Annotated in this window: 11 protein-coding genes; 1 reads left to right on the top strand and 10 read right to left on the bottom strand. The window is 61.8% G+C overall.

Annotated features, from left to right (window positions below):
- On the bottom strand, window positions 1-801 hold the full coding sequence (locus tag ACF8MI_RS27420; RefSeq protein ID WP_104834027.1) for a nuclear transport factor 2 family protein: 801 nt from the start codon (window positions 799-801) through the stop codon (window positions 1-3).
- 214 nt (window positions 802-1,015) lie between these two features.
- Here ACF8MI_RS27420 and ACF8MI_RS27415 point away from each other — a divergent pair, with 214 nt between their 5' ends.
- The gene (locus tag ACF8MI_RS27415; protein ID WP_025753800.1) at window positions 1,016-1,915 is read left to right on the top strand and encodes a hypothetical protein; all 900 of its coding nucleotides are present in this window, start codon (window positions 1,016-1,018) and stop codon (window positions 1,913-1,915) included.
- Window positions 1,916-2,137: 222 nt separating this feature from the next.
- Here ACF8MI_RS27415 and ACF8MI_RS27410 read toward each other — a convergent pair whose 3' ends face one another.
- From ACF8MI_RS27410 to ACF8MI_RS27370, 9 genes are all read right to left on the bottom strand, one after another.
- The gene (locus ACF8MI_RS27410; RefSeq protein WP_164525018.1) at window positions 2,138-3,106 is read right to left on the bottom strand and encodes a peptide ABC transporter ATP-binding protein; all 969 of its coding nucleotides are present in this window, start codon (window positions 3,104-3,106) and stop codon (window positions 2,138-2,140) included.
- Window positions 3,106-4,074, bottom strand: coding sequence for an ABC transporter ATP-binding protein (locus ACF8MI_RS27405; RefSeq protein WP_060501802.1), 969 nt, complete (start codon window positions 4,072-4,074; stop codon window positions 3,106-3,108). The genes ACF8MI_RS27410 and ACF8MI_RS27405 overlap by 1 nt, the downstream gene beginning before the upstream one ends.
- A 10-nt stretch (window positions 4,075-4,084) precedes the next feature.
- Window positions 4,085-5,011, bottom strand: coding sequence for an ABC transporter permease subunit (locus ACF8MI_RS27400; RefSeq protein WP_156867108.1), 927 nt, complete (start codon window positions 5,009-5,011; stop codon window positions 4,085-4,087).
- A 10-nt stretch (window positions 5,012-5,021) separates the two neighbouring features.
- Complete coding sequence (locus ACF8MI_RS27395) at window positions 5,022-6,032, bottom strand: ABC transporter permease subunit (RefSeq protein ID WP_060501798.1); 1,011 nt, start codon at window positions 6,030-6,032, stop codon at window positions 5,022-5,024.
- 91 nt (window positions 6,033-6,123) lie between these two features.
- A complete protein-coding gene (locus tag ACF8MI_RS27390; protein ID WP_182408657.1) occupies window positions 6,124-7,734 on the bottom strand; it encodes an ABC transporter substrate-binding protein in 1,611 nt (536 codons plus the stop codon).
- A gap of 77 nt (window positions 7,735-7,811) precedes the next feature.
- On the bottom strand, window positions 7,812-9,191 hold the full coding sequence (locus ACF8MI_RS27385; RefSeq protein ID WP_060501796.1) for an OprD family porin: 1,380 nt from the start codon (window positions 9,189-9,191) through the stop codon (window positions 7,812-7,814).
- 231 nt (window positions 9,192-9,422) lie between these two features.
- On the bottom strand, window positions 9,423-11,015 hold the full coding sequence (locus ACF8MI_RS27380; RefSeq protein WP_200928787.1) for an ABC transporter substrate-binding protein: 1,593 nt from the start codon (window positions 11,013-11,015) through the stop codon (window positions 9,423-9,425).
- A 143-nt stretch (window positions 11,016-11,158) separates the two neighbouring features.
- Complete coding sequence (locus ACF8MI_RS27375; protein ID WP_060501791.1) at window positions 11,159-12,784, bottom strand: ABC transporter substrate-binding protein; 1,626 nt, start codon at window positions 12,782-12,784, stop codon at window positions 11,159-11,161.
- Window positions 12,785-13,137: 353 nt separating this feature from the next.
- Complete coding sequence (locus tag ACF8MI_RS27370; RefSeq protein ID WP_200928786.1) at window positions 13,138-13,854, bottom strand: SIMPL domain-containing protein; 717 nt, start codon at window positions 13,852-13,854, stop codon at window positions 13,138-13,140.
- Window positions 13,855-14,004 lie beyond the last annotated feature (150 nt).

The raw sequence follows: 14,004 nt of genomic DNA, 5'->3' as shown, positions 1-14,004 counted from the left end.
TTACGTGCGTGCACGCAGGGAAATTTGCTTCAGGTACGCCTTGGGCGTGAGGCCGGTGTGTTCCCGGAAGCACTTGTAGAAGGCTGACAGTGAGTTGAAGCCGGCGCTGAATGCCAACTCGTCAATCGTCGCCTCGACGCTGTCGTTGTCCAGGCTGGCCATTAGGTGTTGCAAGCGCGCCTGGTTGACGTAGCGGTAGAAGCTTTGCCCAAGCACCTGGTTGAGCAGGTAGGAAATCTGGTTGCGGCTATAGCCGCTGGCATCGGCCACTTGCTGCAGGTCCAGCTCCGGGTCCAGATAGGGGCACTGGCGCTGGAAGTAGTGTTCCAGGTCCTGGGCCATGGTCGACAGTTGCCGTGGTGACAACCCCAGGCGGCTGGTGGCAGGGCGCGGGCCGGTACTGGCGTGCCCGCTGCTGTTCTGGCGAACCAGCGTGGCGTATTCGTTGACCCGCCAGATCAGGCCATCCTTGACGGTGATCGCCTCGCTGGACTGGAACGCCACCAGGCCATCGCCACCCTGGACCGTGACCTGGTACTGGATGAATGCGGTGCAGCCATCGACGCGGATGCGGTCACTGTGAACGATGTCTTCGCCGGCTTCATGGGGCAGGCAGGCGCGTACGTAGTCGCGCATCTCAACGTAGCCAAGCACCCGGTTCTGGAAAAAGTCGTGGTACTGGATGTCGGGGTGGTACAGCGCTATGACCCCGTCCAGGTCACGATGCTTCCAGCACAGGTGGTAGCGCAGCACGGTGTCAGCGGTGAGCGGGGTCTGGGCGGAGTCGTCAGGGAGCGTCATTGCCAGATCATGCCTCGCCGGCGTAAAGGCCACAATATTGCAGAACACCTGATGCCGGAGCGCCACTCGCGCTTTTTGCACGATTCTTAAATCGAAGAATTCACTAACGATCTGATTTTTATGTAATTAATTTTTTGTAATGAATGGCACAGCCTCTGCAACGGTTACTGCGCGAATGGACTTCTCGCTACCAACATACATAGGCGCACATATCATGATCCCCTCTGCCGACTCCTCCGTTTTCGATACTCAAGGCCGCTCAGGTGTTTCCTGGGCGGCCATCTTCGCGGGTGCTGCTGCGGCGGCCGCTTTATCCTTGATATTGGTGGTGCTGGGTGCGGGCTTGGGCTTTGCCGCCACTTCACCTTGGGCCAACGAGGGCGCGAGCGCGAAAACGCTGGCGGTTTCCACCATCATCTGGCTGTTGCTGACGCAGATCATCGCTTCTGGCCTGGGCGGGTATATCGCCGGCAGGCTGCGTGTGAAGTGGGCCAACTTGCATGGCGATGAAGTGTACTTCCGCGACACCGCCCATGGGTTCCTGTCCTGGGCAGTCGCCACCTTGGTAGCTGCGATGCTGGTCCTGGGTACGGCGGGCAACCTGGTAGGTGCTGGAGCCAGCGCGGCGACGCAAGTGGTTGGCATGAGTGCTGCTGCCGGTGGCGCGGCGGCTGCCAATGCCGATAAGGATTCGATGGGGTATTTCGTCGACAGCCTGTTCCGTGGTGACGGCCCTGCGCCGGTGAGCGAGGACGCTGCCAATGGGGTAGCGGCGCGCATTCTGGCCAAGGGCCTGGCAGGTGACGGTGCACTTGCGCCTGAAGACCGCGCTTACCTGGCGCAGTTGGTGGCGCAACGCACCCGCTTGACTCAACCCGAAGCAGAGGCCCGCGTCGACCAGGTGATGGCCCAGGTGCAACAGCTCAAGCTGCAGGCCAAGCAAGCGGCTGAGGCTGCCGCGAAGGCTGCTGCATGGACCGCGCTGTGGACCTTTGTAGCACTGCTGTGTGGCGCCTTCTTCGCCAGCCTTGCAGCGCTTTATGGTGGTCGCCGTCGTGACCAGGTGCAGTGGCTGGAAGGCGAATACGTCGCCCATCGCACCATTCAACGTTAAGCAAGGAGAACCGACATGCGCTCGATACTGCTCTGGATGCTTGGGGTACCAATTCCGGTCATCATCCTGATCGCCATTTTCATGCATTGACCGAAAGAGCCGCTTTGCTGCCCTTTCGCAGCACAAGGCTGCGCCTACAGACGACCGCGATATCCCCTGTTATCGCGATCCCCTGTAGGCGCAGCCTTGAGCTGCGAACGGGGCGCAAAACGCCCCGGTCATCTACAGAAACTGCTCCGCATAATGGCAAGCCACCTGTCGCGTACTCACCTGCCGCAAAGCCGGCACCTCCTTGGCACACCGCTCCGTCGCATACGGGCACCGCTTGTGAAACGCACACCCATCCGGCGGGTTGAGCGGGTTGGGCAGTTCCCCGGCAATGCGGATCTTCGGCTTCAGCGGGTCCGGGTGAATAGTGGGAGTTGCCGACAGCAACGCCTGGGTATACGGGTGCAACGGCCTCTCGTAGATATCCTCTTTCGGCCCCATTTCCGCCGGTCGCCCGAGGTACATCACCAGCACCTGATCGGCCACATGTCGCACCACCGCCAGGTTGTGCGAGATGAACACGTAGGCGGTGTTGAATTCCTTCTGCAAGTCCATGAACAGGTTCAGTACCTGCGCCTGGATCGACACGTCCAGCGCCGAGGTCGGCTCGTCCGCTACCAGCACCTTCGGTTGCAGCATCATCGCTCGGGCCAGGGCGATACGCTGGCGCTGGCCACCCGAGAACATGTGCGGATAGCGCTGGTAGTGCTCGGGGCGCAGGCCCACCTGCTCCATCATCTTCTGCACTTTGTCGCGCCGTTCGGCCTTGCTCAGTGACGTGTTGATCAGCAGGGGCTCGGCCAACTGGTCGCCAATCTTCTGCCGTGGGTTGAGCGAAGCGTAGGGGCTCTGGAACACCATCTGCACGTCGCGGCGCAGTTGCTTGCGCTCAGCCTTGCTGGCGCCTTTCACCTCGGTGCCGGCGATTTGCAGCGAGCCGGAAGAAGGCTCTTCGATCAGGGTCAGTGCGCGGGCCAGGGTCGATTTGCCACAGCCGGACTCGCCAACCACGGCCAGGGTCTTGCCGGCTTCCAGTTCGAACGACACACCATTCAGCGCACGGACCAACGCATGGCCTTTGAACAGCCCGCGGGAGACTTCGTAATGCCGGGTCAGCTCCCGGGCGGATAGAACGACGGTCATTACGCCACCTCCTGGTTCAGCGGGTAGAAGCAGCGCACCAGGCTGTGAACCTGGGGATCAAGGGGCGGGCGTTGGTGGCGGCAGTTGTCCCGCACATAGGGGCAGCGCGGCGACAACAGGCAGCCGACAGGGCGGTCGTAACGGCCGGGGACGATGCCGGGCAGGGTGGTCAGGCGTTCGGCGCCGATGCTGTGCTCGGGGATGGCCGCCAGCAAGGCTTCGCTGTAAGGGTGGGCGGGAACGTCGAACAGCTCCGGTACCTGGCCTACTTCCACCGCCTGGCCGGCGTACATCACGCACACGCGCCTGGCCGTTTCGGCGACCACGGCGAGGTCGTGGGTGATCAGAATGAGCGCCATGTTGCGCTCCTTCTGCAGGTTGACGAGCAGTTCCATGATCTGCGCCTGGATGGTCACATCCAGCGCGGTGGTCGGCTCGTCAGCGATCAGCAGCTTGGGCTCGCCGGCAATGGCCATGGCAATCGCCACGCGCTGGCTCATGCCGCCAGACAGCTGATGCGGGTAAGCATCCAGGCGGCTTTCCGCTGCCGGGATCTCGACCTTTTTCAACAGCTCAAGGGCGCGCTGGCGCGCGGCCTTGCCCTTCAGGCCCAGGTGCTGGCGCAGCACTTCCTCGATCTGGTAGCCCACGGTGTAGCTGGGGTTGAGCGCGGTCATCGGGTCCTGGAAGACCATGGCGATGTCCTTGCCCACCACCTTGCGCCGCTGGCGGCCGCTCAGCTTGAGCATGTCGGTGCCATCGAAGGTGAGGGCGTCGGCGGTGATGCGCCCGGGGGCGTCGATCAGGCCCATCAAGGCCATCATGGTGACCGATTTGCCCGACCCGGATTCGCCGACGATGGCCAGGATTTCGCCGGCTTCTACCGTCAGGTCCAGGCCGTCGACCACCGGTACCGCCGTGGCGTCGCCGAAGCGCACGTTCAGGTTGTTGATCTGCAACAGTGACATGGCGTTCTCCTCAGACGGCGTTCTTGAGTTTCGGGTCCAGCGCATCGCGCAGGCCGTCGCCCATCAGGTTGATTGCCAGCACACTGAGCAGAATGGTCAGGCCAGGCAGGCTCACCACCCACCAAGCGCGCTCGATGTAGTCGCGCGCCGAAGCCAGCATGGTGCCCCATTCCGGGGTCGGCGGTTGCACGCCTAGGCCGAGGAAACCCAGGGCGGCCGCGTCAAGGATCGCCGAGGAGAAGCTGAGGGTGGCCTGCACGATCAGCGGCGCCATGCAGTTGGGTAACACAGTGACGAACATCAGTCTTGGCAGACCGGCACCGGCCAGGCGTGCAGCGGTGACATAGTCGCGGTTCAGTTCGCCCATCACGGCGGCGCGGGTCAAGCGAACGTAAGAGGGCAGTGAAACGATGGCGATGGCGATCACGGTATTGATCAGGCCAGGGCCGAGGATAGCGACAATGGCTACGGCCAGCAGCAGCGAGGGCAGGGCCAGCATCACGTCCATCAGGCGCATGATCGACGGGCCGAGCAACTGCGGGAAAAAGCCGGCCAGCAGGCCCAGCAGGATGCCCGGGATCAGCGACATCACCACTGACGACAGGCCGATCAGCAGCGACAGCCGCGCGCCCTGGATCAAGCGCGAAAGCAGGTCGCGGCCCAGCTCGTCAGTGCCGAGGATGAATTGCCAAGTGCCGCCCTCCAGCCACACGGGCGGTGTCAGCAGGAAGTCGCGGTACTGCTCGCTGGGGTCGTGCGGGGCAACCCAGGGTGCAAATAGCGCGCAGAACACCACCAGGCTCATGAAGGCCAGGCCCATCACAGCGCCTTTGTTGCGCGCGAAGGCTTGCCAGAATTCTTTGTACGGCGAGGGGTAGAGCAGGCTCTGGTCCACCGGGCTGGCCGGCGACACGGGTTTGGGAATCGGGCTAGTCATGGCAAGGGCCTCAGCGCTGATGACGGATGCGTGGGTTGGCCAGGCCGTAGAGAATGTCCACGACGAAGTTGACCAGGATCACCAGGCAGGCGATCAACAGGATGCCGTTCTGGACCACGGGGTAGTCACGGGCGCCGATGGCTTCGATCAGCCATTTGCCGATGCCCGGCCAGGAAAAGATGGTTTCGGTCAGCACCGCACCGGCCAGCAATGTGCCGACCTGCAAACCGAACACGGTCAGCACCGGGATCAAGGCATTGCGCAGGCCATGCACGAACACCACGCGCCCTGGCGAGAGGCCTTTGGCGCGGGCGGTGCGGATGTAGTCTTCGCGCAATACTTCGAGCATCGACGAGCGGGTCATGCGGGCGATGACCGCCAGCGGGATGGTGCCGAGCACGATGGCCGGCAATATCAGGTGCATCACCGCGTCCTTGAACGCGCCTTCTTCGTCGCTGAGCAGGGTGTCGATGAGCATGAAGCCGGTTTTCGGCTCGATGTCGTAGAGCAGGTCGATGCGCCCGGACACCGGGGTCCAGCCCAGGCTCACCGAGAAGAACATGATCAGGATCAGGCCCCACCAGAAGATCGGCATCGAGTAGCCGGCCAGGGAAATACCCATCACCCCATGGTCGAACAGCGAACCGCGCTTAAGCGCGGCGATCACCCCGGCCAGCAGGCCGACGATGCCTGCGAACAGCAGGGCGGCGAAGGCCAGTTCCAGGGTGGCCGGGAACAAGGTGAGAAACTCGCGCCACACGCTTTCGCGGGTACGCAGCGATTCACCCAGGTCACCTTGGGCGAGCTTGCCGACGTAGTCCAGGTACTGGAGCGGCAGTGGTTTGTTCAGGCCCAGGCGTTCCATGGCCTGGGCATGCATTTCGGGGTCGACCCTGCGCTCGCCCATCATGACTTCCACCGGGTCGCCGGGGATCAGGCGTATGAGCGCGAAGGTCAGCAAGGTGATGCCGAAAAAGGTCGGTATCAGCAGGCCCAGGCGCCGGGCAATAAAGCTCAACATTGTCGGGGTTACCTCTTCAGACCGTGGGGCCAGCAGCACGCCACGGCAGTGCCGCCGGTTCCCGTGTGGGTTGCCGGCGGTCGTTGTTGTTCTACTTCACCTTGGTGGTGGCGAAGTTATTTTTGGTCAGAGGGCTGATCACGTAGCCCTCCACGTTGTCACGCATGACCACGAACACCTTGGGGTGGGCCATGCTGATCCAGGGTTGGTCGTCATCGTACACCTTCAATGCCTCGCTATAGAGCCTTGCACGTTCGTCGTCATTGATCACTTCGCGGGCGCGGGTGATCAACTCCTGGAATTTCGGGTTGCACCAGCGGGCGTAGTTTTCGCCGTTCTTCGCCGCTTCGCAGCTCAGCAGCGGGGTGAGGAAGTTGTCGGGGTCGCCGTTGTCGCCGGCCCAGCCGGTGGACACCAGGTCGGCTTCGCCCTTTTTGGCGCGGCGCAGCATTTCGGCCCATTCCATTACGCGAATATCCAGCTTCAGGCCGATCTGTTTCAGGTCAGCCTGCAGCATTTCGGCGGACAGCCTCGGGTTGGGATTGGTCATGCCGCCGCCGTTGCGTGTGAACAGGGTGATGACCGTACCTTGTGGTACGCCAGCTTCCTTGAGCAAGGCGCGTGCCTTGTCGAGGTCTCGCGGCGGGTTCTGGTTGCTGGTGTTGTAACCGATCATGGTCGGTGGGTAAGGGTTCACCCCGACCAATGCATTGCCCTTGCCAAAAAGCTGGTCAACATGGGCCTGGCGGTCGAAGGCCATGTTGATGGCTTTACGCACGCGCACATCGTTGAGGTACTTGTGCTCGGTATTCATGGCGATGTAGCCGGTGACCAGCGCTTCGGTCTCTGCCACCTTGAGTTTGGCGTCGGCCTTGATCGCCGGCACGTCTTCCGGCTTGGGGTAGAGCGCAACTTGGCATTCATTGGCGCGCAGTTTTTGCAGACGCACGTTGCTGTCGGTGGCGATGGCGAAAATCAGTGCATCGGCCGGTGGCTTGCCGCGGAAGTAGTCCGGGTTGGGCTTGAAGCGCACCTGGGCGTCCTTGTTGTAGCGCTGGAAGATGAACGGGCCGGTGCCGATCGGCTTGCTGTTCAGCTCGGCGGTTTTACCGGCCTTGAGCAACTGGTCGCCGTATTCGGCGGAGTAGATCGACGTGAAGCCCATGGCCATGTCCCGCAGGAACGGTGCTTCGGGGCGGGTGAGGGTGATCACGACGGTGCGGTCGTCGGTCTTTTCCACCGACTTGAGCAGGCTTTTGAAGGCCATGCTTTCGAAATACGGGTAACCGACGCTGGTCTTGTCATGCCACGGGTGAGCAGGGTCGAGCTGGCGGCGTAGGCTCCATAGCACGTCATCAGCATTGAACTCACGGGTTGGCTTGAAGTAGTCGGTGGTGTGGAACTTTACCCCTTCGCGCAGGTGGAAGGTGTAAGTCAGGCCGTCGGGTGAAATGTCCCAGCGTTCGGCCAGTGCCGGCTCGATGTCGGTGGTGCCGGGCTTGAAGTCGACCAAGCGGTTGAACAACGTTTCGGCGGTGGCATCGAACGTGACCCCGGTGGTGTACTGGACAACGTCGAATCCTTCCGGGCTGGCCTCGGTACAGACCACCAACGGTTTGGCCGCCAGATGCGTGGCGCTGCCCAGCACCAGCGCGGCGAGGGCAAGGCGCAACGGTAACGATTTCATGAAAGCACTCTGCATGGGTTCAGGTCTCCCGGCTTGCATTGATTCCAGCGTAGCTGCCACGGCCCGCACAGACCGGGCCGTGGCGTCAGCGGTCAGAGAATGTTGAATGGAATGGTGGTGACCACCCGGAACTCATCCAGGCTGCCGTCACCCTGGGCCTTGCTGGCGCGGTGGGTGGTGTAGGTGGCGCGGATGCTGGTGTCTTTCAGCGGCCCGCTTTGCACCGCGTAGCTGGTGCCGATGCCCCACTCGTAGTGGGTTTCGCCGTCCAGGCCGTTCACGTCGTAGGCGGTACCGCGGTAATGGGTACCGTCGATGCCCCAGCCGCGGGCGTTGTACAGATTGAACTTCAGGCCCGGTACGCCGTAGGGCGCCATGTTCAGCACGTAGGAGATCTTCAGCGATTTTTCGTTGGGGCCGTTGAAGTCCGACAGCAGCGAGTTGGCCAGGTAGATGCCGTTGGTTTCGTGCAGGTAGTCGAAGTACTCGTTACCGTTCACCTGCTGCCACGAGGCGCCGATGGTGTGGGCCTGGTGGGTCAGGTCGAGCGACAGGCTGTAGGTGTCGTTGTCGATCTTGCCCATCTTCTGGCTGCCGGCGTCCACGGTCTTGTAGTAGTTCAGGCCGGTGCTCAGGCTGAGTACCGCGCTGTCGCCCAGCACGTGGTTGGCGCCGAAGTAGTACTGGTTCCAGAAGTCGTCGACCTTGGTGGCGTACAGGCTGGTGCTCAGGCTCTTGAGCGGCTGGTAGTTGATGCCGGCCGTGCTGGCGCGATCGGTTTCCACGCCGGTGGCGCTGTATTCGCTGCGGAATTTGCTGAGGCTTTGCTCGGTGCGTGGCGAGACGCGGTCGAAGGTGCCCAGGTCGAAGCTGAGGTTGTCGAACTCGGCGCTGTGCAGGAACGCACCCTGGAAGCTGGATGGCAAGGCGCGGTTGCCGATGTAGGCGATCATTGGAGTGTCCACCGACTGACGGCCCAGGGTAAGGGTGGTGTTGGACACGCGTGCCTTGATGTTGCCCAGGCCCAGTTTGCTCCACTGGCCGATGGGGTCGCCATCGCTGTGAGTGAGGGTGCGGTTGTTGGGGCCGGCGACGGCCTGGCGGTCCTGTTGCAGGGCGATGGCGTTGTAGCCGGCGGCCTCGACAGCAAAGCCCACGGTGCCCTGGGTAAAGCCGGAGCTGTAGTTGAGGATGCTGCCCTGCAGCCAGTTTTCGCGGCTGTGGGTAGGTTTGCGGGTGCCGTCGCTCTTGTAGTAGCGCCACAGCGGTGCGCGGGCGGCGCGTTCGCGGGCGTACCAGTTGCGGGTGGTGCCGGACAGGCTCTGGCCGTCGATGAAGCCGCTGGCTTGCGCTTGCTCGCTGCTGTCTTTGAGGGTGAGGGGGAGGTAGTCCTGGCTTTGCGGGTCGGCCTGGGCCACGGTGGATAAGGCACTGATGGATAAAGCCAGTGCGGTCAAGGTGAATACTCTCAAGGTTGAAGCTCCCATTCTTTTCTAGTTATTGCCGGCCTTGTGGGCCGGATGGTTGTTGCGGTGCTGCCAGGGTTGCCGCGGGATCGCCGGGCTAAAATCGGGGTGTTGTGTTGCCTGTACTGGCCCAATCGCCGGTAAGCCGGCTCCCACAGGGATCTGTGCAGACTCCTGGCTAGGGGATAACGCTGTGGGAGCGGGTTTACCCGCGAAGAGGCCCTTGAGGGCTACAAATCAGTCCACACTCACACCGGAAAAATCATTGCGCCCAAACGGGCTGACCTTGAACTCGGAAACCTTGACGCTGAGCGGTTGGTTGACCGTGGAATGCGCCACCGGGGTAATCGGCACCTGTTGCTTCAGCCGCTGCTGGGCCTGCTGGTACAGGGCGGTGCGCTGGGTGCGGTCGGTAACCTGCTTGGCTTGCTTGACCAGGCTGTCGTATTGCGGGTCGCACCACAGCGAGTAGTTATTGCTGCCGATGGCGTCGCAGCTGTAGAGGGTGCCCAGCCAGTTGTCCGGGTCACCGTTGTCACCGGTCCAGCCGATCAGGGCGATGTCGTGCTCGCCGCTTTTCATGCGCTTGAGGTATTCACCCCACTCGTAGCTGACGATGCGCACCTTGAAACCGAGCTTGTTCCAGTCGGCCTGGAGCATTTCAGCCATCAGTTTGGCGTTGGGGTTGTACGGGCGCTGTACGGGCATGGCCCACAAAGTGACTTCGGTGCCAGGCTTGACCCCGGCCTGCTGGAGCAGCTGTTTGGCCTTTTCCGGGTCGTAGGGTGCGTCCTTGAGGCTTTCGTCATAGGACCACTGGGTGGGCGGCATGGCGTTGACCGCCCGTTGGCCGGAGTCCTGATACACCGTCTGGATGATGGCTGCCTTGTCCACCGCCATGTCCATCGCCTGGCGTACTTCCAGGCGGTCGAATGGCGGGTGCTGGGTGTTGTAGGCGATGTAGCCGAGGTTGAAGCCCGGCTGCTGCAACACCTGCAGCTTGCTGTCGGCCTTGAGTGCCGACAGGTCGGCCGGGCGTGGGTGCAGGGTGACCTGGCATTCGTTGCGGCGCAGCTTCTGGATACGCACAGAAGGGTCGATGTTGATCGAGAACACCAGGTTGTCGATCTTCACTTCATTCGGTGCCCAGTAATCCTTGTTGCCCTTGTAGCGGATCTGCGAATCCTTCTGGTAACGCTGGAACACGAACGGCCCGGTGCCGATGGGCTGCTGGTTGATGTCGCTGGGGCGACCGCTGGCCATCAATTGGTCGGCGTATTCGGCAGAGAGGATGGAGGCGAAACTCATCGCCAGGTTTTGGGTGAACGCGGCATCGACCGATTTCAGGGTGAATGCCACGGTCATCGGGTCGATTTTCTCGACACGGGCGATGTTCTTGTCCAGGCCCATGCTGATGAAATAGGGGAACTCGGTGGGGTAGGCCTGGCGGAACGGGTGGCCCTTGTCGAGCATGCGTTTGAAGGTGAACAGCACGTCGTCGGCGTTGAAGTCACGGCTCGGGGTAAAGGCCTTGTTGCTGTGGAACTTCACCCCTTCGCGCAGGTGGAAGGTGTAGTGCAGGCCATCGTCCGATACCTCCCAGCGCGTCGCCAGGGCAGGGTGTACGGCGGTGCCGCCGCGCTCGAACTCCACCAGGCGGTTGTAGATCGGTTCGGCGGCGTCGTTGTCGGTGGCGCTGGTGTACTGGGCCGTGTCGAAACCGGCTGGGCTGCCTTCGGAGCAGAACACCAGGCTGTTGGCCAGCGAGGGAAGGGATTGGCTGATCAGGCCTAGTGCCAACAGGGCTGATAGGCAGGTAGCGTGGCGCATGGCGAATCCTTTTTCGTCTGTTTGCACCGCCTCGGGTATGAATGGCGGCAACAGTTCACCCAACCCGCAGCGGGTAGCCGCAGGACGACATTGAAGAGGTGATGGGGAAGGCACCCGCTATTGCCCGGGTGCCGCAGTTAACCCTATTTGTCCACGCTGACGCCGTAGAAGGCGTTCAGCGCAAACGGGCTGATCTTGAAGTCCTTCACCTTGGCGCTCATGGGCTGGTACACGGTGGAGTGGGCGATCGGGGTGATCGGCACCTGCTCCTTGAGGATGTGCTGTGCCTTCTGGTACAGCTCGGTGCGCTTGGCCTGATCGGAGGTGGCCTTGGCCTGCTTGATCAGGTCGTCGTAGGGCTTGTAGCACCATTTGGAGAAGTTGTTGCCGTCGACCGCATCGCAGCCGTAGAGGGTGCCCAGCCAGTTGTCCGGGTCGCCGTTATCGCCGCTCCAGCCAATCAGCATGGCGCCCTGTTCGCCGCCTTTGGAGCGTTTGATGTATTCGCCCCATTCGTAGCTGACGATTTTCGCCTTGATACCGATCTTGGCCCAGTCGGACTGGAGCATTTCGGCCATCAGCTTGGCATTGGGGTTGTACGGGCGTTGCACGGGCATGGCCCACAGGGTGATTTCGGTGCCTTCCTTGATGCCGGCTTCCTTGAGCAGTTGCTTGGCCTTTTCGGGGTCGTATGGCGCATCCTTGATGCTGTCGTCATACGACCACTGGGTCGGTGGCATGGCGTTGACGGCCAACTGGCCGGCGCCCTGATAGACCGACTCGATGATCTTCTTCTTGTCCACCGCCATGTCCAGCGCCTGGCGCACTTTCAGCTGGGCCATCGGGTTGGCCTCATTACTGCCCTTGATCTTGTCCATCACGTTGTAGGCGATGTAGCCAAGGTTGAAGCCGGCCTGCTGTGGCATTTGCAGGTTCTTGTCGGCCTTTAGCGGCTCGATGTCGGCCGGGCGGGGGAACAGGGTGACCTGGCACTCGTTCTTCTTCAGCTTCTGCATGCGCACCGAGGCATCGGTGGTGATGGCGAAAATCAGGTTGTCGATCTTCACGTCATCGGGTTGCCAGTAGTCCTTGTTGCCCTTGAAGCGGATCTGCGCGTCTTTCTGATACTTGCTGAACACGAACGGGCCGGTACCGATCGGTTTCTGGTTGATGTCGGCGGCCTTGCCGTTTTTCAGTAACTGGTCGGCGTATTCGGCGGACTGGATGGAGGCGAAGCTCATGGCCAGGTTCTGGATGAACGCGGCGTCGACTTCGTTGAGGGTGAATTTCACCGTGTGCTCGTCGAGTTTCTCCACCTTGGCGATGTTGTTGTCCATGCCCATGTCGGTGAAGTACGGGAACTCGGTGGGGTAGGCTTTGCGGAAGGGGTGGTCCTTGTCGAGCATGCGGTTGAAGGTGAACAGCACGTCGTCGGCGTTGAAGGGGCGGGAGGGCTTGAAATAGTCGGTGGTGTGGAACTTGACGCCTTCACGCAGGTGGAAGGTGTAGGTCTTGCCATCGTCGGAGACTTCCCACTTGGTCGCCAGGCCCGGGATGACTGCCGTACCGCCGCGCTCGAACTGGGTCAGGCGGTTGAACACGGTCTCGGCCGAGGCATCGAAATCGGTCCCGGTGGTGTACTGCCCCGGGTCGAAACCGGCCGGGCTGCCTTCGGAGCAGAACACCAGGTTGGACGCGGCAAGCGCCGACGGTGCGCCGGTGAGCAAGCCTGCACCCAGCAGGAACGGAATGACTGCGTGTTTGAGCATGGTGGCCTCATTGTTGTCATTTTTCGGATGAGGCGGCCTCGTGAGCCGACCTGCGGATACTTATGCAGGGGATGTTCCCAATGCAACAGGTAGAAGGATAGTTGGCGCCAGAAAAGTGGTACGGCCGTACATGGATGTCGCATCGTTGTAACTTTCGACGAAGTTAAACGTTTGCGGAGGCAAAATGATGGCATTTTGCAGAATGTTTCGGGGCGGGGGTAAATGTAGGAGGCACCTTTGTGGTGCGTAGGAAAGGTCTGAATAACAGCTATAAGTGGCAAGCTTCAAGCTGCAAGGCAAAGCAGACGGTGTTCACGGTCCACTTGTCGCTTGCTGCTTGAAGCTTGTGGCTGTCAGGGCATCTGCACTTCGATCAAGCCATCGGCATTCATGCTCACTTCACTGGTACCCGCCTCGATATCCGGCGCTGGCGCCGCCTCGTCAGCCCCCATGGCCTTCATTGCCATCGGTGCGCTACGCAGGTACGGGCGCGGGTAGCCGCTGCTGTTGAGGTTCAGGCTGACCACTTTGTAGCCCTTGCCGCCCAGCGCCTCGGTGGCCAGTTCCGCACGCGCCTTGAAGGCATCGACCGCGTCCTTGAGCAGTGCATCCTCGCTGGCCTTGCGTGTGGCCGGGGCAATGGAGAAGTCCATGCCGCCCATTTTCAGTTCTTGCAGCAGGTCAGCGGTAAGCTGGGACAGGGCCGGGAAGTTGGCGCTTTCCAGGCGCAGCTCGGCGCGCTCGCGCCAGCCGGTGATCTTCTGGCCCTTGCTGTCATAGACCGGGTAGCTGTTGCGGCTGCCCTGGCTGATCTTCACATCCTTGACCTGACGCGACTGCTGCACGGCCTTGTTCATGGCTTCGGTGATCTGCTTGGCGAGCTTGCCCGGGTCGGTGTTCTGCGCTTCGCTGTACAGGGTGACGACCATCAGGTCACGCGCCACTTCCTTGCTGACTTCGGCACGCAGCGATACCTGGTTGTAACGCGGTTCATCGGCAGCCAGCACCGGCAGGCTGGCGAGCAGGCCGCAAGACAGGACAAGGGCGGCGCCGCGACGAGGGATTTGCATGTGGTACTCCTTGGCAATAAAAGGCGTGGGGTCTGGTCATCCATTCCACGCATGGCCCATCTGACCGGCAACAGTGTAGTGGGTTCAAAAGTGCCATCATGAACCTGTGACAAAGTGTGGCGCTTTGCCGCATCGCTGCAGCGAGGCGCC

Source organism: Pseudomonas sp. yb_9 (assembly GCF_043103635.1).
GTDB classification, from domain to species: domain Bacteria; phylum Pseudomonadota; class Gammaproteobacteria; order Pseudomonadales; family Pseudomonadaceae; genus Aquipseudomonas; species Aquipseudomonas monteilii.
The sequence above is the reverse complement of the archived record's forward strand: the minus strand, read 5'-3'. Positions and strand labels throughout refer to the sequence as shown.

Excerpts from the sequence above, each read along its gene's own strand:
- ACF8MI_RS27375 (WP_060501791.1), bottom strand. The coding sequence starts at position 12,784 with ATGCTCAAACACGCAGTCATTCCGTTCCTGCTGGGTGCAGGCTTGCTC.
- ACF8MI_RS27370 (WP_200928786.1), bottom strand. The coding sequence starts at position 13,854 with ATGCAAATCCCTCGTCGCGGCGCCGCCCTTGTCCTGTCTTGCGGCCTG.
- ACF8MI_RS27380 (WP_200928787.1), bottom strand. The coding sequence starts at position 11,015 with ATGCGCCACGCTACCTGCCTATCAGCCCTGTTGGCACTAGGCCTGATC.
- ACF8MI_RS27390 (WP_182408657.1), bottom strand. The coding sequence starts at position 7,734 with ATGCAGAGTGCTTTCATGAAATCGTTACCGTTGCGCCTTGCCCTCGCC.
- ACF8MI_RS27405 (WP_060501802.1), bottom strand. The coding sequence starts at position 4,074 with ATGTCACTGTTGCAGATCAACAACCTGAACGTGCGCTTCGGCGACGCC.
- ACF8MI_RS27395 (WP_060501798.1), bottom strand. The coding sequence starts at position 6,032 with ATGTTGAGCTTTATTGCCCGGCGCCTGGGCCTGCTGATACCGACCTTT.
- ACF8MI_RS27410 (WP_164525018.1), bottom strand. The coding sequence starts at position 3,106 with ATGACCGTCGTTCTATCCGCCCGGGAGCTGACCCGGCATTACGAAGTC.
- ACF8MI_RS27400 (WP_156867108.1), bottom strand. The coding sequence starts at position 5,011 with ATGACTAGCCCGATTCCCAAACCCGTGTCGCCGGCCAGCCCGGTGGAC.
- ACF8MI_RS27415 (WP_025753800.1), top strand. The coding sequence starts at position 1,016 with ATGATCCCCTCTGCCGACTCCTCCGTTTTCGATACTCAAGGCCGCTCA.
- ACF8MI_RS27420 (WP_104834027.1), bottom strand. The coding sequence starts at position 801 with ATGACGCTCCCTGACGACTCCGCCCAGACCCCGCTCACCGCTGACACC.